Raw genomic sequence first — 20546 nt, 5'->3', positions numbered from 1 at the left:
ACTACAACAAGGATCGAGCGCGATCATGCCGAGGTCGGCGGGAGGGACAGGGTCTGAAGGAGCCGGTGCGGGCCGTAGATCGACCGTCGGTGATCAGGCCGCCTCATCGACCGCTCACTGATCGAACAATCCCTTGATGCCATGGGCCTTCAGCAGCTCGGGAAGGGGATCCGCGGAGCGTCGACGGCCCGGACGCCAGATGCGCCCCACGTTGGTGGACGCATTGGGCCCCGGTACGTCGTAGGGACCGCCCCGGGGGTAGACCGCGAGGGAACTCCCCCACATCAACCCCGCATCAACCCAGCCCATGCGCTCGATCTCATCCCAGGCGTACGAACGCCGCAAGCCTGAGCGATCGCGGATCAGTAGCCCCAGGTCGTCGGCGAACACCGCGTTTCGCAGGCGTGCGACGGCGACGATGATCGAGGCGGCACCAAACGCCAGTACGGTCCAGTTGAGCAGGTCGAAGACCACCTCGACAACGATCATCACGGCCAGGATCACGCCCGGTATCGCGATGGCGGGCCAGGCCCGCGACTGACCGAGGACGTGCACCTCGCCCACCGGTTTCACCGACTCCGCCACGGCCGATCACGATAGTGAATGGTGCCCACAATCGCGCCCCGCAGCCGCAGCCCGCAGCACTTTCCCCGATGTTGCTGCCTCCGACGGTCCCGAGACAGCAACATCGGGGAAGTTGCGCGGATCTTGGGCGGGGCGAGGGCGGGCCGGGTCAGCGGCGGAGGGTGAGGATCAGGTCGGCTACCAGGGCCGTCCAGCCGGTCTGGTGCCAGGCCCCCAGGCCGGCCCCGTTGTCGCCGTGGAAGTACTCGGGGAAGGCGATCAGGTCGCGCCAGTCCGGGTGGGTCTGGAACATCTGAGCGGCGCCGTAGATCGGCCGTCGACCCCAGTCGTCCTGGGTGAAGAGCGAGATCAGCCGGGCGGAGAGGTCGTCGGCGATCTCGTCCAGGGTGTGCTTCACCCCGGAGCGGGTCGGATACTCCACCTGGAGGTCGTCGCCGAAGAACGCCGCGTAGTCGCGCAGCGCGCTGATCAGCAGGAAGTTCGTCGGCATCCAGATCGGACCCCGCCAGTTCGAGTTGCCACCGAACAGCCCACTTGTCGACTCGGCCGGTTCGTAGCCGACGGAGAACTCCTGCCCGCCGAGGGTGACCGAGAACGGTTTGTCCAGGTGCGCGCGGGACAGCGTACGGAGGCCGAAGTCGGAGAGGAACTCGTCGGGGTCGAGCATCCGGGCGAGCAGGCGGACCACCTGCTCCGGGCCGACCATGGACAGCAGCCGCTGCTGCCGGCCGTCGGGGCCGAGGCGACGCGTGCCGATCACCTGGGCGTACTCCGGGCGGTTGGTGAGGAACCAGCGCAGCCGTGCGCCCAGCTCCGGCAGGTGGTGCAGGGTCCGGGCGGTGAGCCGGGTGGTGGCGGCCAACGGCAGCAGCCCGACGACGGAGCGGACCTTCAGCGGCACCTTCGTGCCGTCGGCGAGGCGCAGCACGTCGTAGAAGAAGGCGTCCTCCTCGTCCCACAAACCCTGCTCGTACGCGGCGGCGGCGATGTAGGCGAAGTGCTCGAAGAACTTGGTGGCGGTGTCCACCCAGGTCCGGTCGTGTTCGGCGAGCACGATCGCCATGTCCAGCAGGTTGAGCGCGTACATGCCCATCCAGCCGGTGCCGTCGGACTGCTCCAGCACACCGGCGACCGGCAGCGCCGCCGAGCGATCGAACGGCCCGACGTTGTCCAGCCCGAGGAAACCGCCCTCGAAGACGTTGTTGCCGCCGGTGTCCTTGCGGTTGACCCACCAGGTGAAGTTGAGCAGCAGCTTGTGCATCACCCGGGCCAGGAACTCGTAGTCCCGGCCGCCGTCGATCTCGAACACCTTCAGTGCCGCCCACGCGTGCACCGGCGGGTTCACGTCGCCGAACGCCCACTCGTACGCCGGGATCTGCCCGTTGGGGTGCAGGTACCACTCGCGGAGCAGGAGCAGGATCTGCTCCTTGGCGAAGCCCGGGTCGACCCGGGCGATGCTCACGCAGTGGAAGGCCAGGTCCCAGGCCGCGTACCAGGGGTACTCCCACGGGTCGGGCATGGAGATGACGTCGAAGCTGGTCATGTGCCACCAGGCGCTGTTGCGCCCGTGCCGACGCCCGGCCGGCGGCGGTGTCGAACCCGGGTCGCCTTCGAGCCAGCGTTTGACGTCGAAGTGGTAGAACTGCTTGCCCCACATCAGCCCGGCGATGGCCTGCCGGGCGACCAGCGCCTCGTCGGGTGTGGCGGCCGGCGGGATCACTCCGGCGAAGAACCGGTTCGCCTCGGCCCGCCGCGCCCACACCACTGCCTCGAAGCCGTCGCTGAGATCGGCCGGGGGCGGCGGCGCGGCGGCCGGCGGCGACGCGGTGCGGGTCAGCCGCAGCCGGATCTGGCGCTGCCCGCCGGCCGGCACGTCGAGCACGTAGTGCAGCGCGCCCTTGGTGCCCTCCCGGGCCGGGTTGACGGTGGCCGCGCCGTTGACGACGTGGTCGTTGATGCCGTCCTTCGGGTACGGGGAGCGGCCGGGCAGGCCCCAGAGCCGTTCGGCGTTGGTGTCGTTGTCGCAGAGCAGCGGTACCGGGCCGCCGTCGCCTTCCAGCAGCAGTTGGCCGAACACGCGGTGCTCGCCGACGAGCCGGGTGCCCTGGCCGGTCAGCCGGGGGATCCGGTCGCCGCCGGGCAGGCCCCAGGACCAGGTGTTACGGAACCACAGGGTGGGCAGGACGTGCAGGGTGGCCGCCTGGTCGCCTCGGTTGGCGACGGTCACGACCATGCAGAGGTCGGTCGGGGACGCCTTGGCGTAGTCGACTGTCACCGCCCAGTACCTGTCGTCGTCGAAGATCCCGGTGTCGACCAGCTCGTACTCGGTGTCGTCGCGGCCGCGCAACGCGTTCACCGCGACGAGTTCGTCGTACGGGAAGGCTGCCTGCGGGTAGTGGTAGCGCCAGCGCATCCAGGAGTGGGTGGGCGTGGAGTCCTCGTACCACCAGTACTCCTTGACGTCCTCGCCGTGGTTGCCGCCGTCGCCGCCGAGGCCGAACATCCGCTCCTTGAGGATCGGGTCCTTGCCGTTCCAGAGGGCCAGGGCGAACGCGAAGGTCTGTCGTTCGTCGCAGACGCCGGCCATCCCGTCTTCATTCCACCGGTAGGCTCTGGACCGCGCGTGGTCATGCGGGAAGTAGTCCCAGGCCGTACCGTGCTCGCTGTAGTCCTCACGTACCGTCCCCCACGCCCGTTCGGACAGATAGGGACCCCATGCACGCCAGTCCTGCTCCCCCGAGTCAGCCTGGGCGAGCCGGAGCCGCTCAGCGTCGGGTGGCGAGGCGTCGGAGGACGATCGGTCAGTGATCACGTGCACATCTTTGACGTCGCCGCGGTACTTGACCACAGCGGCCATTCTCGTCGTGGCGTGTTACACCCCGCCGCCGGTGGAGGAAAGTTGATCGACATTCACTTCGGCCCGCAGATCTGCGGCGACCTGACCAGCGCGGCCAGCCGGGAGTGGCTGGTTCCCGACGGCCTCGGCGGCTATGCGATGGGCACTGTCGGCGGGCTGCGGACACGTCGCTACCACGGTTTGTTGGTGGTTCCCGGCGAAACGCCGGCGTCCCGCCAGGTGGGACTGGTCAGCCTCGATCCGGCGGTCACACTGCCGTCCGGCGCGCGGGTGCGTCTCGGCGCGCACGAGTGGGCCTCCGGCGACGTGGACCCGCGCGGCTTCGAGCTGTTGGAGCGCTTCGACCTGGTCGACGGGCTACCCCGGTGGCGGTGGCGGATCGGCGCTGTGGTGATCGAACGGGAGCTGGCCATGCTGCCTGGCCGCTCCTGCGTCGCCGTGGTGCACCGGCTGGTCGCCGGTGGTCCGGTCCGGCTGGAGCTGTCGGCCGCCTGCACCTGGCGGGACGCGCACGGCGAACGGCGGGCCGACGGCCCGATCCCGCAGGTCGAGGCGGTGGCCGACGGCGCTGTGGTCGAGGGCGCGTACCGGCTCGCCGGCCCGGGCTGGGCGCCCGAGGGGCAGTGGTGGCTGGGCGTGCACCACCGCGAGGAGGCCAACCGTGGCCTCAACGCGGACGAGGACCTCTGGTACGCGGGCCGCTTCTCCGGTGAGCTGGAACGCCCCGGCGACACGGTGTCGGTGCGGGCCTGGGCCGGTCGACTCGACGAGGAGCCGCCGCCGGCGGAGGAGATCGTGGCGACCGCGAGGCGACGCAACCGGCACGTGGTGGCGACGGCGAAGCCGGCCGACGACGTGGACGCCACGCTGGCGCTGGCCGCCGACGCGTTCGTGGTGCGCACCAACCAGGCGGCGGTGGACGTGGTGGCCGGCTACCCGTGGTTCGGGGCCTGGTCGCGGGACACGATGATCTCGTACGAGGGGTTGTTCCTCTGCACGGGTCGCGCCGACGAGGGTCGGGAGCTGCTGCGGGCGTACGCGGCGACGCTGTCCGAGGGGATGCTCGCCAACACGGCCGACACCGGCCGGGTGGAGTACAACACTGTCGACGGCACGCTGTGGTTCCTGCACGCGGTGAGCCGGCACGTCACAGTCACCGGCGACACCGACCTCGGCGACGAGCTGCTGCCGGCGCTGCGCGCCGTGATCGACGCCCACACCGCCGGCACCCGGTACGGGATCCGGGTCGACCCGGCCGACGGGCTGCTCACCCAGGGCGCCGCCGGCACCGCGCTGACCTGGATGGACGCCCGGGTGTACGGGGTGCCGGTCACCCCGCGGACCGGCAAGCCGGTCGAGGTCAACGCGTTGTGGATCAACGGGCTGGCCGGGCTCGCGGAGCTGACCGAGCTGGCCGGGCAGGACGCCGACGAGCTGTGGCGACACCACCGGCAGGCCACCGCCTCGTTCCGGGAGCGGTTCCCGGCCCCGACCGGCTGGCTGCACGACGTGCTGGACGCGCCCGCGCCGGCGTACCCGTTGGGTGGCGCCGCCCTGCACGACGACGACGCGTTGCGCCCCAACCAGTTGCTGGCCTGGTCGCTGCCGTACGCGCCGTTGGAGCCGGACGAGGCGACGCTGCGGCGGGTTGGGGGCGGGCTGCTCACCCCGCTCGGGCCGCGCAGTCTGGCGCCGGATTCCGCTGAGTTCGTGGGCCGGCACCGGGGCGGCCCGGCCGACCGGGACGGGGGCTACCACCAGGGCACGGTCTGGCCGTGGTTGCTCGGCCCGTACGTGGACGCCGCGCGCCGGGGAAAGATGTCCGTCGATGACGCATTCGTCGGCATTGAGTCCCATTTGATGGAATATGGGTTAGGCTCGGTGAGCGAGACGGCCGATGGCCTCGCGCCGCACACCGCTACCGGGTGCCCGTTCCAGGCATGGTCGGTGGCCGAGCTGCTGCGGGTGCGGCGAAAGAGCCAGTAGCGCTTTACACGACCGCAACGGTGGTGTCGCCGCTGGTTATCGCGATCCCGGCAGGATTGGCCCCGATCCAGACGCGACGGCGACATCCATTCGGTGTCGGTCGGCGCGCGCCCGGGGACAACTCAAAGGGGGCCGCATGTCACTCGATGCCCACGTGATCGACATCAACCCCGCCCGACAGCTGCGGGTGCTGATGCTCTCCTGGGAGTACCCGCCGGTGCTCGTCGGCGGTCTCGGTCGACACGTGCACGCCCTCTCCGTCGCCCTCGCCGCCGCCGGCCACGAGGTCACCGTCGTCACCCGCCACTCCGAGGGCGCACCCCTCGAGGAATACGCCGACGGCGTACGCATCCTGCGCGCCCCCGAGGACCCGGTCACCTTCCCCCTCGCCACCGGCTCGCTGCTGGCCTGGACCATGGCCTTCAACCACACCCTCACCCGCACCGCGCTGCGCGCCACCCAGGCCGGCTCCTACGACGTCATCCACGCCCACGACTGGCTCGTCGCCCACACGGCCGTCACCCTCGCCGAGCACCTGGACCTCCCCCTGGTCACCACCATGCACGCCACCGAGGCCGGCCGGCACCAGGGCTGGCTGCCGGAGGAGATGAACCGCACCATCCACGGCGTCGAACACTGGCTCAGCGGCTCATCCATCCGGGTGATCACCTGCTCCGGCTACATGCGCGACCAGGTGACCGCGCTGTTCGACGTACCGGCCACCCAGGTCGACGTGGTGCCCAACGGAGTCGACGACAGGGCCTGGCGGGCACGCCCCCGAGCTGTCGCGTCGGCCCGGGCACGGTTCGCCGGGGACGGCCCGTTGGTCGGGTACGCCGGACGGCTGGTCTACGAGAAGGGCGTCCAGCACCTGGTGCACGCCGTCCCCCGGCTGCGCGAACGACACCCGGGGCTGCGCGTGGTGATCGCCGGCGACGGCCCGTACCGCACCGAGTTGGAGGCGCAGGCCCGGCGACTGGCGCTCAGCTCGACCGTCCGGTTCACCGGGTTCCTCGACTCCACCCAACTACCGGCGATGCTCGGCGCCACCGACGCGACAGTGGTGCCCAGCCTCTACGAGCCGTTCGGCATGGTGGCGCTGGAGGCGGCGGCCGCCGGAGCGCCCCTCGCGGTGGCCCGTACCGGCGGCCTCGCCGAGATCGTCGAACCCGGCGTGACCGGGGTGACGTTTCCGCACAGCGACCCGGACGCGCTCGCCGGCGCGGTCGGCCAACTGCTCGGCGACGAGGTCTTCGCCCGACGGCTGGCCCGGCGGGCCCGCACGATGGTCGGCGAGCGGTACGGCTGGGCCACCATCGCGGCCCGCACCGCCGCCAGCTACGCCACCGCTCGTCGCGAACACGGCCCCGTGCAGGCCCGACGCGCCGCCGCCCGGCTGAGCGGCGGGCGGACCCGGATCGCCATCCCGGAAGGGAACCTGCTCGCCGCCGCCGCCGACCACGCCGCCTGCTGAGCCGAGTCGGACGACCGATAGGTGAACTCCGATCCGCTGGTTAGGGTGTAGCCCGGACAGCGGCTGAGGAGGAGCGTGCACAGGTGCTGATCGCCGGTCGGTACCGACTGCTCGACCTGGTGGGCCGCGGAGGCATGGGGCGGGTGTGGCGCGCCCGCGACGAGATGCTGCACCGCGAGGTAGCGGTCAAGGAGATCGTTCCACCGAGTTGGTTGGCCGATCATGATCGGGCCGAGGTGCGCTCACGCACCATGCGGGAGGCGCGCGCCGCGGCCCGACTCAACCACCCCGCCGTGGTCCGGCTCTACGACGTCGTAGCGGTCGAGGGCAGCCCATGGATCGTCATGGAGTACGTCCCGTCCCGCACCCTCCAGGACGTCGTGGACGCCGAAGGGCCGCTGGAGCCGGCCCGCGCGGCCCGGATCGGGCTGGCCGTGCTCGACGCGCTTCAGGCCGCGCACACCGCCGGGGTGCTGCACCGCGACATCAAACCGCAGAACGTGCTCGTGGCACACGACGGGCGGGTGATGCTCACCGACTTCGGGTTGGCCACCTTCGACGGCGGCGACGGCGCGATGACCCGCCCCGGCATGGTCTTCGGCTCCCCGCAGTACGTGGCCCCCGAACGGGCCTCCGAGGGAGTGTCCACGGTGGCCGCCGATCTGTGGTCGCTCGGGGCGACCCTGCACGCCGCCGTGGAGGGACAGTCCCCGTACGCCCGCAGCACCGCGATGGCCACCCTGAGCGCGCTGGCCGCCGGCCCGCCGGACCCTGCCCCGCACGCCGGGACGCTCGCGCCGGTGCTTGACGGGTTGCTGCGCCGCGACCCGGGCGAGCGCCTCGACCACGAGACGGCCCGTCGGTTGCTCAGGACCGCCGCGACCGGCCGCGCCGACCCGCTGTCGGCGACCGACCGGCCCTCGGCCGACCGGCCGGTGCCGGGGCTGGTTGGCTACCCCGCCACGGCGGACGACCCCGACGACCAGGACCCCACCGTTCCGCTGCCCGACCCGGGCGCCCCGGCCCCAGCCGATGGCGCCTCCCCCACGCCAACCCCGGATCCGGCGGCCGTCGGACGTACCGCGCGTCGGGTGGCGGTGGTCGCCGTCGCGCTGCTGGTCGCCGTCGTTGCCGGCGTCGTCACCGCGCTGACCGTCGCCGACGACAAACCCAGCGACCCCACCGGCTGGTCCTCGCCGCCGCCGAACCGCCCGCCCAACGGCGGGCCGTTCGGCCCCGGCCCGCCGCCCGGCCCGCCACCGAACGGGCGCAACGTCCCCCCGCCCCCCTTCGCCTGTGTCCGCCCGGACGTCGGCGGCACACCCGTGCGGGCCGGCACGCCGACATCGGGCGAAAAGCTCCAGCCGCCGCCCGGCTGGGTCTGGCACGCCGACACCGCCGGCTTCCGGGTGTCCGTACCGGCGACGTGGCTGACCTCCCGCGACGGCACTGTGGCGTGCTTCCAGGACCCGGCGACCGGCCGGGCCTTCAGCGTCGCCGAAGGCGGCGCCGTCGATCCCCTGGCGCTCCTGCGGACCGCCCGCGACGCGGCCGCCGGGGAGGGCGCCCTGCCGGGGTACGACGAGATCCGGCTCGCCGCGGGCGACGGCGGGGCCGAGTGGGAGCTCCGCTGGCAGACGCCGCACGGCCCGTGGCTGCATGCCCGACAGCAGGTCCTAGGCGCCGACCGCTGGACGCTGGGTTGGATCACCCGGGACGAGGACTGGGCCGGGGCCGCAGCGGACTGGGAACTGGTGCGAGAGAGTTTCCGACCACCCCGCTGACCTGCACCGTATGGCCATGATCCGGACCACCGTCCGTCGTGGATCGAGGCCGCTCAGTGGATGAGAAAGCCGGCACTGCTGGCTATCGTTGATCCCGGGGTGACCGAGGGGGAAGCGACAGTGCATCAGTTGCTGATCGCGGGTAGATACCGGCTGCTCGACCTGGTCGGCACCGGCGGAATGGGCCGGGTCTGGCTTGCTCGCGACGAGATGTTGCATCGCGACGTGGCGGTGAAGGAGATCGTGCCGCCGTCTTGGCTGGCCGAGACCGAGCGCGAGGAGTTGCGGCTCCGAACCCTGCGTGAGGCACGCACCGCCGCCCGGCTCAACCATCCCAACGTGGTCCGCCTCTACGACGTGGTCCACGACCGGGAGAGCCCCTGGATCGTGATGGAGTACGTGCCCTCGCGATCGGTGCAGCAGATCATCAGCGCCGAGGGGCCGCTGAGCCCGCAGCGCACCGCCCGGATCGGGCTGGCGGTGCTCGCCGCGTTGCGGGCCGCGCACGCCGCCGGGGTGCTGCACCGCGACGTGAAGCCGCACAACGTGCTGGTGGCCGACGACGGTCGGGTGGTGCTCACCGACTTCGGGCTGGCCACCTTCGACGGCGGCGAGGGCACGATGACCGGGCCCGGCACGGTGCTCGGCTCGCCGCAGTTCGTCGCCCCCGAACGGGCTCGCGAAGGGGTGTCCGACGCCCGCACCGACATGTGGTCGCTGGGCGCGACGCTCTACGCGACGGTCGAGGGAAAGTCACCGTACGCACGGTCGAGCGCGATGGCGACGCTCAGCGCGCTGGCCACCGAACCACCGGACCCGATGCGCCGGGCCGGCCCGTTGGGCCCCGCCCTCACCGGCCTGTTGCAGCGCGACCCCTGGCGGCGGTTGACCGCCGCCGAGGCGGAGCCGCTGTTGCGCAGCGCCGCGGCGAGCGACGACGAGCCCGCCGGGTCGGCCCGCTCCTCGGCGGTCGCGGCGATCCGCAGCGCCGGACGGGCCATCGCGCCGATCCCCGTCGAACCGGTGGCCCCGTCGGGCGAGCCGGCCACGCCGACCCCGCGCCCGCGCCCGCGGCGCCCACCCGGCCGGCGAGGGCGCCTGATCGCCCTGGGTGGTGTGGCCATCGCCGTGCTCGTCGCGGGTGGCGTCACGCTGACGCTGGTCAACCAACACGACGATCGGACCCCACCGTCCGGCTCGGGCGGCGGCGCGCCGACCCCCCGGCCGGCGGCGTTCGCCTGCACGTCGTCCCCGCCACCGTCGGCGACCCCGGTGGTGGCGGTGTCACCTCCACCCGACGTGAAGTACGGGCTGCGCGAGGGCTGGACCTGGTACGACGACCCGACCGGGTTCCGGATCGCCGCGCCGGTCGGGTGGGCGCGCTGGACCGAGGGCTCGGTGACCTGCTTCCGGAAATCCGGCGGGTCCCGGGTACTCAGCGTCGAGGCGGGGCCGGCCCGCCCGGATCCGGTGGCGCACTGGAAGGCCGAGGAGGCTCGGCTGACAACGACTGCCGCGCTGCCGGACTATCGCAAGGTGGACATCTCCGCGATGGACATCTTCGAGGGTGGTGCGGTGTGGGAGTGCGGCTGGCAGAACGCCCTCGGCGTTCCGGTGCACAGCTTCCGGCTGTTGGCCAACACCTCGGCAAACCGCTCCTACACCGTCTCGTGGTTGACAGAAGAGTTCGACTGGCAGGTCAACGCGGCATACTTGCCGATGATCCGGCAGAGCTTCACCCCCACCCTGTGACACGGTCCGATGTGGACCTTCTGGGTGATGCCCCTGCGGCGCCGACGCTGACTACAGTGGCGTAGTTTTGGGCGCTCAAGATCCCTGGGGAGGGTGAGCCGAGATGATGGGACCGCAACACGCGCTGTCCGGCGCGGCGGTATGGCTGGCTGGCTCCTGGGCACTGGAGCAGTTCGCCGACTACCACCAGTCGCCGCTCGCGTTGGCGGTGGGCACCGCGGTGTGCGCCGGTGGCGCGCTCTTTCCCGACCTCGACATGTCGGGCAAGGTGACCAAGAACCAGGGTGGGGCCACGGTGGCCCGTACCTTCGGAGTCTTCTCGCTCTTCGCCGCCGAGGTGATGGAGAAGGTCTCTCTCGGGGTCTACTACGCCACCAAGCTCAGCAGGGACCCCCGCCGCAACAACGGGCACCGGACGCTGACCCACACGCTGCCGTTCACACTGCTGGTCGGCTGGGGCACCACAGCACTCTGCGCCGCGTACGGCAAGTGGGCGGTCATCACCATCCTGTTCTTCATGTTCGGCCTGGCGCTGCGCGGGCTGTTCGACGAGTGGGCCGAGCGGGCCGGGTGGGTGATCATCACTCTCGCGTCGGCCGGGGCAGCCTGGTTCACCTTCGCCAACCTGCCGGGCGGACGCGGCTATCCGCTGATCGGCACCGCGCTGGGCGTGGGCTGCTTCGTGCACATCCTCGGCGACATGATCACCAGAGCGGGCGTGCCCATTCTCTGGCCGATCCCCATCAAGCGGCGCATGTGGATGATGATCGGCCTGCCGAACAGCATCGCCCTGCGCGTCGGCAGCAAGGCCGAAGTGGTCGGGATGCGCATCGCACTGACAGTCGTCTCCGCGCTCGCCACCGTCGGCCTGATCGCGCCCTCGGTGCTGAGCCGTTTCGACATCGACATATGACCGATCCGACGCCGGCGATCCCACCGGCCGAGGACGACCGCGTACCGGAGTTCTGCCGCGCCCTGGGGTTGCCCGGCCTCGCCGACGTGCACGTGCACTTCCTGCCGCCGCGCCTGCTGCGTCGGGTGTGGGCCTATTTCGACGCCGCCGGGCCGCTGGTCGGCACCGAATGGCCGATCCGCTACCGGTGGAGCGACGCCGACCGGGTCGCGCACCTGCGCCGACTCGGGGTGCTGGCGTTCAGCGCCCTGGCGTACGCGCACCGACCGGGCATGGCAGCGGAACTCAACCGCTGGACGCTGGACTTCGCCCGCGACACCCCCGGGTGCCTGGCCTCGGCCACGTTCTACCCCGAGCCGGACGCCCCCGGGTACGTCGAGGCGGCCCTCGCCGAAGGCGCCCGGGTGTTCAAGCTGCACCTTCAGGTGGGCGGCTTCGCGCCGACCGATCCGGCACTGGACCCGGTGTGGGGGATGCTGTCCGACGCGGGTGTGCCGGTGGTGGTGCACGCCGGGCACGCCCCGGTGGGAACCACCCACACCGGCCCGGACCCGTTCGCCGCCCTGCTCGCCCGCCACCCTCGGCTGACCGCCGTGGTGGCGCACCTGGGCGCCCCGGACTACCGGGCCTTCCTCGACCTCGCCGAGACGTACGAGCGGGTCCGACTGGACACGACAATGGCCTTCACGCCCTTCTTCGACCAGTTCGTTCCCTTCCCCACCGAGGAGTTGCCCCGGTTGCGCGAGTTGGGGCTGGCCGGCAAGGTGCTGCTGGGCAGCGACTTCCCGAACATCCCGTACCCGTACGCCGACCAGGTGACCGGGCTGGCCCGACTGGACCTGGGCGACGACTGGCTACGCGCGGTCTGCTGGGACAGCGCCGCCACCCTCTTCAACCTGCCCTGACCCGCGCCCACCCACCGCGCCCCACCCCTCGGCTCCACGATCTTGCACTTTATGTCCCGACAAAAGGTCCAGATCCATCCATGTCGGCAACAGGAACTGCAAGATCGGCGAGGTCCGGCTCATTGCGCAGGCATGCCGCGCGACCGCTGAATTCTTTTCGACATCGGCTATTGACGTCGCCGTAACAGGTGGCCTAGCGTCCTGTCGAACCGCTTCGTCGAAACGCTTCGACGAAGTTCGGGAGCGGTCCCACCCCAGGCCGGAGGAGGTGCGCGATGGCCACCATGCACGACGTCGCCCGCCTCGCACAGGTCTCGGTCAGCACCGTCTCGTACGTGCTCACCGGCACCCGGCCGATCTCGCAGGCCACCCGCAACAAGGTGCTCGCCGCGATGGCGCAGCTCGACTACCAGCCCAACGCGATGGCCCGTGGGCTGGCCAGTCGCCGTAGCCGAATCCTCGGCCTGCTGATGCCGATGGACGAACGCGGCCTCGGCGCCACCGAGACCGCCTTCGTCACCGGTGCCGCCGCCGCGGCCAGCGTCGCCGGTTACCACCTGGTGCTCTCGCCGGTCGGCGGCGGCGACCTCGACGACCTGCGTCGGCTGGCCAGTCAGCGGATGCTCGACGGGGTCGTGCTGATGGAGGTCCAGTTGGCCGACGAGCGGGTCACGGTGCTCCAGGAGGCGGGGGTGCCGCTGGTGCTGATCGGCCGCACCGGCGACACCAGCACGCTCTCCTACGTCGACATCGACTTCGACCAGACCGTCCGGGAGGCCGTCGCGCACCTGGTCGGCCTCGGGCACCGGCGGATCGTCTACGTCAACCACTCGGCCGCCACGTTGGCCAGCGGTTACGGGCCTGCGTTGCGTACCCGTGACGCCTTCACCGCGGCGATGACCGGGCACGGCCTGGAGCCGGTGATGATCGCGGCCGAGGACAGCGCCGCCGGCGGGCGGGCCGCCCTGGCCGCCGCGTTCGCGCGGGCCCCGGAGCTGACAGCGGTGTTGGCCATGAACGAGACGGCGATCTTCGGCATCCTCGGCGAGCTGACCGGCCGCGGGTTGTCCGTGCCCGACGACGTCTCCGTCGTCTCGATGGTCACCTCACCGCAGGTCGCCGAACTGGCCACCCCGGCGCTGACCGCCATGACGTCACCCGGTTCGGCGCTCGGCCGGATCGCGATCGAGGCGCTGACGCGCCACCTGGACGGCCCCGCCGACCTTCGTCACCAGCAACTGCTGCCGTGCGCGTTGGAGATCCGGGGGTCGACCACCGCACCTCGAAGCCGCCAACCAATGGGGGCCGAAAAGTAAATGGCCCGCCGCCGCGCTGCAACGCGACGACGGGCCTCGTGAAGTACCGGCTAGATACTCAACGAGGAGGATGCTAATGCAGCGATTCCGCCGGCTCGTCGCCGCGATCGCCCTGGCGGCGACAGCGACGACCACCGTGGCCGCCTGCGGCGGTGGTGACAGCGGGGACAGCAGCGACGCCAAGGTTCTCAAGCTCTGGCACTACGAGAGCGAGAACAGCGCCATGGGGGTCGGCTGGAACCGGGCGATCGAGATCTTCAAGTCCGAGCACCCGGGCGTCGAGGTGCGCTTCGAGCGCAAGGCGTTCGAGCAGATCCAGCAGAACGCGGGCATGATCATCAACTCGTCCGAGGGCCCGGACATCATGGAGTACAACAAGGGCAACGCGACCGCCGGGCTGCTCTCCTCCCAGGGCCTGCTGGCCGACCTGAGCAGCGAGGCCGACAAGCGCGGCTGGGCCGGCAAGCTCAGCCCCAGCCTGCAGACCACCGCCCGCTACAGCGACAAGGGCGTGATGGGCTCCGGCAAGTGGTTCGGTGTGCCGAACTACGGCGAGTACGTCACTGTCTACTACAACAAGGACCTGTTCCAGCAAAACGGCGTCAAGGTCCCGACCACGATGGCCGAGATGACCGCCGCGATGGACACCTTCGTCGGCAAGGGCGTCACCCCGCTGGGCATGGCCGGCGCCGAGTACCCGGCCGGGCAGCTCTTCTACCAGCTCGCCCTCTCCAAGGGCGACCGGCAGTTCGTCGACAACTACCAGCTCTACAAGAACCCTGTCGACTTCAAGGCCGACCCGCTCAAGTACGGCGCGGAAACCTTCGCCCAATGGGTGCAGAAGGGCTACGTCGCGAAGAACTCGGCCAGCCTCAAGGCCGAGGACATGGGCACCGCCTTCATCGGCGGCAAGGTTCCGATGATCGTCTCGGGTAGCTGGTGGTACGGCCGCTTCAAGACCGAGATGAAGGCCAACTGGGACACCTTCCTCTTCCCCGGCAACACCCTTCAGGCCGGCTCCTCCGGCAACCTCTGGGTGGTCCCGGAGAACAGCAAGGCCAAGAGCCTGGCGTACGACTTCATCGACATCACCCTGCGTCCGGAGATCCAGGACCTGATCGGCAACAACGGTGGTGTTCCGGTCGCCGCTGACGCGTCGAAGATCAGCGACCCGAAGGACCGCAAGCTGATCGAGGACTTCAACACGGTCAGCAAGTCCGACGGGCTCGCCTTCTACCCGGACTGGCCGGTCCCCGGCTACTACGACGTGCTGGTCTCCGGCTTCCAGGGCCTGATCAACGGCTCGAAGTCGCCCGACCAGGTTCTCGACACGATCGCCAAGCCGTACGCCGATGGCGTCAAGGAGATCACCGGCAAGTGACACGGCGAGCGGCGGGCGCGACCGGCACGACCGGCGCGCCCGCCCGCCCCGCCGGGAAGGATCCTCCATGGCTGTCTCCGAGACGGTCGCCGCCACACCGCCGGCCGCGACCCCCACCCCGCCCGCGCCCAGCCGCAGACGCCGCGGCCGCAACGCGGCGTACTGGCTCTACCTGCTCCCCGGGGCGGTGCTCTTTCTCCTGGTCATCGGCGCGCCGCTGGTCGGCACCCTCTACCTGTCGCTGACCAAGTGGTCCGGCATCGGCGACCCCCGGTGGGTCGGCCTGGACAACTACCAGCAGTTGCTGCAGGACGACGTGTTCTGGGCGTCGTTCCGCAACACCGTCTGGATGCTCGTCGCGATGGTGGTGGTGCCCACGGTGCTCGGGCTGCTGCTCGCCGCTGTGCTCTTCGACGTCATCGGCCGCCGGTTCAAGCCCCGCACGGCCGCCGCGCTGCGGGCCGCGTTCTACCTCCCGCAGGTGCTGCCCGTCGTGGTGGCCGGCATCGTCTGGGGCTGGATCCTGCGTCCTGACGGCGCGTTCAACAGCCTCCTCGACGCTGTCGGTCTCGGCGCGTTACGCCATGACTGGCTCGGCGACCCGGGCACCGCCCTGCCGGCCGTGATGGCAGTGATGATCTGGGTGCAGATCGGCTATCCGGTGGTCGTCTTCATGGCGGCGTTGCAGCGGGTCGACCCCGAGCTGTACGAGGCGGCCGAGGTCGACGGCGCGAACTGGCTGCACCGGTTCCGGGCGATCACCCTTCCGCAGATCCGCCCGGAGACCTTCGTGGTGGCCCTGACCTGCACCATCGCCGCCTTGAAGGTGTTCGGGCCGATCTTCGCCCTGACCCGGGGCGGCCCGGACAATGCCACGAACGTCCCGTCGTACTTCGCCTACTACACGTTCTTCAAGAAGCTGCAGGTCGGCTACGGCTCCGCGATCTCCATGGTGCTGACACTGATCATCGTGGTGGTGGCCGGGATCTTCATCTGGATGCAGGCCCGCAGCGAGCGCCGGGACCGGGGGTTCTGACATGGCCGTCACGCTCACACCGAGCACCGCGCCGGTGACGCCGGCCCGGCCCGTACGCGATCGACACCACCGCGGCGTCAGCCGCTGGGTGGTGCTCGCCCTGGTCACCCTCGGCGCGCTCGTCATGCTGGTGCCGTTCGCGTTCATGCTGCTCAACGCGTTCAAGTCGCCCGGCGACTACTCCTCGGGCGGCCCGCTGAGCTGGCCGACGGAGTTCTACGGCAAGGGCCTGCGCACGTACTGGACTGAAGTGAACTTCCCGCTGAAGTTCTGGAACTCGGCCGTCATCGCCGGCTCGGTGGCAGTGCTCGGCGTCGCCGTGTCACTGCTCAACGCGTACGCGCTGGGCATCGGCCGGGTCCGGGGCCGGCTGTGGATCGTCGGTCTCTTCCTGCTGGCCAACATGCTGCCGCAGGAGGCGCTGATCTACCCGCTGTACTACGTGGCGAAGCAGGTCGGCCTCTACAACACCCAGCTCTCGGTGATCATCATCTTCACCGTGATCCAGAGCGCGTTCGGCACGTACCTGCTCGCCTCGGTGATGGGCACGTTCCCGCGCTCGCTGCTGGAGGCCGCCGCTCTGGACGGCGCCGGCAAGTGGACGGTGCTGTGGCGGGTGGTCTTCCCCAACCTGCGGCCCACCCTCGCGGTGCTGCTCATCTTCTTCTTCATCTGGACGTGGAACGAGTTCCTCATCCCACTCGTCATGCTGATCGACAACCAGACACAGACCATTCCGGTCGCGCTCGCGTCCCTGCAGGGCGACCGGCTGATGGACGCGCCGACCACCAACGCCGGCGCGCTGATCAGCCTCGTGCCGGCCATCCTCTTCTTCCTCATCTTCCAGCGCACCCTGGCGCGCGGCATCACGGCAGGAGCCGAGAAGTGAAGTTCACCGACGGGTACTGGCAGCTGCGCCCCGGCGTCAGCGTCCTGCGGCCCGGCACCGTCGAGTCGGTCGAGCCGGACGAGCGCGGCTTCACCGTCTTCGCGCCGACCGGTCAGATCACCGGCCGCGGCGACACCCTCAACCGCCCCCTGGTCACCGTCCGGTTCTTCTCCCCCGCCGCCGGCGTCATCGGAGTGACAATCGCCCACCACACCGGAGGGCTGCCCCGCGAGCCGCACTTCGGGCTGAGCACCGACGGGACGCACCCGGTCACCGTCGACGTCACCGGGCTCAGCGCGACGCTGACCACCGGCGAGCTGACCGCGCGGGTCGCGCTCATCGACGGGTGGCGGGTCGACTTCCTGCACGGCGACCGGCTGGTCACCGCGTCCACCGCCCGCAGCATCGGCGTCGTCACCGACGCCGAGGGCCGCCGGCACGTACACGAACGGCTCGCCCTCGGTGTCGGCGAGACGGTGTACGGGTTGGGCGAGCGCTTCGGCCCGTTCGTCAAGAACGGGCAGACCGTCGACATCTGGAACGCCGACGGCGGCACCGCCAGCGAGCAGGCGTACAAGAACGTGCCGTTCTACCTCAGCAGCGCCGGCTACGGGGTCTTCGTGGACCACCCGGAGCACGTGTCGTTCGAGGTCGGCTCCGAGGTCGTCACCCAGACCCAGTTCAGCGTCGAGGGCCAGTCGCTCACCTACTACGTCATCGACGGGCCCCAACCCAAGGACGTGCTGCGCCGGTACACCGCCCTCACCGGCCGTCCGGCCCGGATCCCCGCCTGGTCGTACGGCCTCTGGTTGTCCACCTCGTTCACCACCTCGTACGACGAGAAGACGGTGACCGAGTTCGTCGACGGGATGGCCGAGCGCGGGCTGCCGCTGTCGGTGTTCCACTTCGACTGTTTCTGGATGCGTCAGTTCCACTGGGTCGACTTCGTCTGGGACCCGGCGACCTTCCCCGACCCGGAGGGGATGCTGCGCCGGCTGCACGAGCGCGACCTGAAGGTGTGCGTCTGGATCAACCCGTACATCGCACAGCGCTCGTACCTCTTCGAGGAGGGCCGCGAGGCCGGTTACCTGGTGCGCAACCCGGACGGTTCGGTCTGGCAGTGGGACAAGTGGCAGGCCGGCATGGCGCTCGTCGACTTCACCAACCCGGACGCGGTCCGCTGGTTCACCGGCAAGCTCAAGGCCCTGCTGGACATGGGCGTCGACTGCTTCAAGACCGACTTCGGTGAGCGCATCCCGACCGACGTGGTGTGGCACGACGGCTCGGACCCGCAGCGGATGCACAACTACTACTCGTACCTCTACAACAAGGCGGTCTTCGAGCTGCTGGAGACCGAGCGCGGCGAGGGCGAGGCGGTGCTGTTCGCCAGATCGGCCACCGCCGGCGGGCAGCAGTTCCCGGTGCACTGGGGCGGCGACTGCGAGTCGACGTTCGTCGCGATGGCCGAGTCGCTACGCGGCGGGTTGTCCCTGGCGGCGTCCGGCTTCGGCTACTGGAGCCACGACATCGGCGGCTTCGAGGGCACCCCCGACCCGGCGGTGTTCAAGAGGTGGGTCGCCTTCGGGCTGCTCTCCTCGCACTCCCGGCTGCACGGGTCCGGCTCGTACCGGGTGCCGTGGGCGTACGACGAGGAGGCCGTGGACGTGCTGCGGCACTTCACCCACCTCAAGCTCGGCCTGATGCCGTACCTGGCGGCCGCCGCGCAGGAGGCACACCGCGACGGGACGCCGGTGATGCGGCCGATGTTCCTGGAGTTCCCGGACGACCCGGCGACGGCGCACCTGGACCGGCAGTACATGCTCGGCCCGGACGTGCTTGTCGCCCCGGTGCTCAGCGCCGACGGCGACGTCACGTACTACGTACCCGCTGGCACCTGGACGCACCTGGTCACCGGCGCGCAGGTCACCGGCCCGGCCTGGTTGACCGAGAAGCACGACTTCGACAGCCTGCCGGTGCTGGCCCGACCGGGCGCTGTCATCCCGTTCGGCTCGCGCACCGACCGACCGGACTACGAGTGGGCCGACGATGTGCGGCTGCGGGTGTACGCACCGACCGAGGGGCAGCGGACCCGGGTACGGGTACCGTCACCCGGCAACGGGCCGGGCGCCGAGTTCGACGTGCGCTACGAGGGCGGGACGGCCAGCGCCGAACTGGTAGCCGGCACCTCGACGGGCTACATCTGCGAGATCCAGGGGACGGAACGATGACGCAACACCACTTCCCGGAGAACTTCGTCTGGGGCTCGGCGACCGCCGCGTACCAGATCGAGGGCGCGGCGACCGAGGACGGGCGCGGACCGTCCATCTGGGACACCTACAGCCACACACCGGGTCGGACCCTCAACGGAGACACCGGTGACGTGGCCGCCGACCACTACCACCGGTGGGCCGACGACCTCGGCCACATCGCCGACCTGGGGCTCGGCGCGTACCGGTTCTCCATCTCCTGGCCCCGGGTGCAGCCGGGCGGCTCGGGCCGGTTCAACCAGGCCGGCATCGACTTCTACTCGCGGCTGGTGGACGGGCTGTTGGAGCGGGGCGTCCGCCCGGTGGCCACCATGTACCACTGGGACCTGCCGCAGGAGCTGGAGGACGCCGGCGGGTGGGCGGCGCGGGAGACCGCGCTGCGCTTCCAGGAGTACGCGGCGGGCATCGTCGGCGCGTTGGGCGACCGGGTGCACACCTGGACGACGCTCAACGAGCCGTGGTGCTCCGCGTACCTGGGCTACGCCTCCGGCGTGCACGCGCCGGGTCGGACCGAGCCGGCGGCGGCGCTGGCCGCGGTGCACCACCTCAACCTCGCGCACGGCCTGGCCGGTCGGGTGGTCCGGGAGCTTGCCCCGTCCGCCGAGCTGTCGGTGACGCTGAACCTGCACGTCATCCGTGGCGCGTCCGACTCGGCCGCCGACCAGGACGCGGTCCGGCGGATCGACGCCCTGGCCAACCGGGCGTTCCTCGGCCCGATGCTGGACGGGGAGTACCCGGCCGACCTGCTGGCCGACACCGCCTCCGTCACCGACTGGTCGTTCGTCCGCGAGGGCGACGAGAAGCTGATCGCGGTGCCGCTGGACGTGCTCGGGGTCAACTACTACTCCAGCACCCTGGTCCGGGCCTGGGATGGGGTGTCGGCTCGCTCCGACGCCGACGGGCACGGCGCGTCGACGTCGACGCCGTGGGTCGCCGCGGAGAACGTCGACTTCCTGCCGCAGCCCGGCCCGTACACGGCGATGGGTTGGAACATCGACCCGCCGGCGCTGACCGAGCTGCTGCTGCGCCTCCAGCGCGAATACCCCAACCAGCCCATGATGATCACCGAGAACGGCGCGGCGTTCGACGATGTGGTGTCTGCCGACGGCCGGATCCACGACGAGCGGCGGATCGACTACCTGCGTCGGCACATCGGCGCGATGGCCGATGCCCGCGCCCAGGGCGCTGACGTGCGCGGCTACTTCGTCTGGTCGCTGCTGGACAACTTCGAGTGGGGCTACGGCTACGACCGTCGCTTCGGCATCATCCGGGTCGACTTCGACACCCAGGTACGCACCTGGAAGGACAGCGCCCACTGGTACCAGCGCCTCGCCGCCACCGGTGAGCTGGACCAGGCGGCAAAGTAGGCGCACCGCCGGGCGGCCTCGGTAACGGGGCTGC

The 20546-nt window shown here is 70.8% G+C and carries 14 protein-coding genes; 12 read left to right on the top strand and 2 right to left on the bottom strand.

Annotated features, from left to right (window positions below; translation table 11 throughout):
* Positions 1-114: 114 nt before the first annotated feature.
* Positions 115-585, bottom strand: coding sequence for a hypothetical protein (locus OG598_RS03815; protein ID WP_328653030.1), 471 nt, complete (start codon positions 583-585; stop codon positions 115-117).
* Between the two features lie 148 nt (positions 586-733).
* Positions 734-3442, bottom strand: coding sequence for an MGH1-like glycoside hydrolase domain-containing protein (locus tag OG598_RS03810; RefSeq protein WP_328653029.1), 2709 nt, complete (start codon positions 3440-3442; stop codon positions 734-736).
* A gap of 42 nt (positions 3443-3484) precedes the next feature.
* On the opposite strand from OG598_RS03810, the gene OG598_RS03805 reads away from it, so the two are divergent.
* From OG598_RS03805 to OG598_RS03750, 12 genes are all read left to right on the top strand, one after another.
* Positions 3485-5428 (top strand): amylo-alpha-1,6-glucosidase, encoded by a 1944-nt coding sequence (locus OG598_RS03805; RefSeq protein WP_328653028.1) that lies wholly within the window; start codon positions 3485-3487, stop codon positions 5426-5428.
* 136 nt (positions 5429-5564) lie between these two features.
* Complete coding sequence (locus tag OG598_RS03800) at positions 5565-6902, top strand: glycosyltransferase family 4 protein (protein ID WP_328653027.1); 1338 nt, start codon at positions 5565-5567, stop codon at positions 6900-6902.
* Positions 6903-6985: 83 nt separating this feature from the next.
* Entirely contained in the window at positions 6986-8686 is a 1701-nt protein-coding gene (locus OG598_RS03795) for a serine/threonine-protein kinase (RefSeq protein WP_328653026.1), read from the top strand.
* Positions 8687-8785: 99 nt separating this feature from the next.
* Positions 8786-10438, top strand: a complete 1653-nt coding sequence (locus OG598_RS03790) for a serine/threonine-protein kinase (protein ID WP_328653025.1) — start codon at positions 8786-8788, stop codon at positions 10436-10438.
* A 103-nt stretch (positions 10439-10541) separates the two neighbouring features.
* Positions 10542-11351: a metal-dependent hydrolase gene (locus tag OG598_RS03785; protein WP_328653024.1), complete on the top strand. Its 810-nt coding sequence runs from the start codon at positions 10542-10544 to the stop codon at positions 11349-11351.
* Positions 11348-12256: an amidohydrolase family protein gene (locus OG598_RS03780; RefSeq protein ID WP_328653023.1), complete on the top strand. Its 909-nt coding sequence runs from the start codon at positions 11348-11350 to the stop codon at positions 12254-12256. The genes OG598_RS03785 and OG598_RS03780 overlap by 4 nt, the downstream gene beginning before the upstream one ends.
* A gap of 275 nt (positions 12257-12531) precedes the next feature.
* Positions 12532-13572, top strand: coding sequence for a LacI family DNA-binding transcriptional regulator (locus OG598_RS03775; RefSeq protein ID WP_328653022.1), 1041 nt, complete (start codon positions 12532-12534; stop codon positions 13570-13572).
* A gap of 76 nt (positions 13573-13648) precedes the next feature.
* A complete protein-coding gene (locus OG598_RS03770) occupies positions 13649-14953 on the top strand; it encodes an ABC transporter substrate-binding protein (protein WP_328653021.1) in 1305 nt (434 codons plus the stop codon).
* 67 nt (positions 14954-15020) lie between these two features.
* Positions 15021-15989 (top strand): carbohydrate ABC transporter permease, encoded by a 969-nt coding sequence (locus tag OG598_RS03765; RefSeq protein WP_112583000.1) that lies wholly within the window; start codon positions 15021-15023, stop codon positions 15987-15989.
* A 1-nt stretch (position 15990) separates the two neighbouring features.
* Complete coding sequence (locus OG598_RS03760; protein WP_328653020.1) at positions 15991-16878, top strand: carbohydrate ABC transporter permease; 888 nt, start codon at positions 15991-15993, stop codon at positions 16876-16878.
* On the top strand, positions 16875-19106 hold the full coding sequence (gene yicI, locus OG598_RS03755; protein WP_328653019.1) for an alpha-xylosidase: 2232 nt from the start codon (positions 16875-16877) through the stop codon (positions 19104-19106). The genes OG598_RS03760 and yicI overlap by 4 nt, the downstream gene beginning before the upstream one ends.
* The gene (locus OG598_RS03750; protein ID WP_328653018.1) at positions 19103-20512 is read left to right on the top strand and encodes a GH1 family beta-glucosidase; all 1410 of its coding nucleotides are present in this window, start codon (positions 19103-19105) and stop codon (positions 20510-20512) included. The genes yicI and OG598_RS03750 overlap by 4 nt, the downstream gene beginning before the upstream one ends.
* Positions 20513-20546: the final 34 nt, after the last annotated feature.

Origin of the sequence: Micromonospora sp. NBC_00330 (assembly GCF_036136635.1) — a bacterium.
Taxonomy (GTDB): Bacteria; Actinomycetota; Actinomycetes; order Mycobacteriales; family Micromonosporaceae; genus Micromonospora; species Micromonospora salmantinae.
This window is presented reverse-complemented; position numbering and strand designations above follow the sequence as displayed.

Excerpts from the sequence above, each read along its gene's own strand:
- OG598_RS03810 (WP_328653029.1), bottom strand. The coding sequence starts at position 3,442 with ATGGCCGCTGTGGTCAAGTACCGCGGCGACGTCAAAGATGTGCACGTG.
- OG598_RS03800 (WP_328653027.1), top strand. The coding sequence starts at position 5,565 with ATGTCACTCGATGCCCACGTGATCGACATCAACCCCGCCCGACAGCTG.
- OG598_RS03785 (WP_328653024.1), top strand. The coding sequence starts at position 10,542 with ATGATGGGACCGCAACACGCGCTGTCCGGCGCGGCGGTATGGCTGGCT.
- OG598_RS03780 (WP_328653023.1), top strand. The coding sequence starts at position 11,348 with ATGACCGATCCGACGCCGGCGATCCCACCGGCCGAGGACGACCGCGTA.
- OG598_RS03775 (WP_328653022.1), top strand. The coding sequence starts at position 12,532 with ATGGCCACCATGCACGACGTCGCCCGCCTCGCACAGGTCTCGGTCAGC.
- OG598_RS03770 (WP_328653021.1), top strand. The coding sequence starts at position 13,649 with ATGCAGCGATTCCGCCGGCTCGTCGCCGCGATCGCCCTGGCGGCGACA.
- OG598_RS03765 (WP_112583000.1), top strand. The coding sequence starts at position 15,021 with ATGGCTGTCTCCGAGACGGTCGCCGCCACACCGCCGGCCGCGACCCCC.
- OG598_RS03760 (WP_328653020.1), top strand. The coding sequence starts at position 15,991 with ATGGCCGTCACGCTCACACCGAGCACCGCGCCGGTGACGCCGGCCCGG.
- OG598_RS03750 (WP_328653018.1), top strand. The coding sequence starts at position 19,103 with ATGACGCAACACCACTTCCCGGAGAACTTCGTCTGGGGCTCGGCGACC.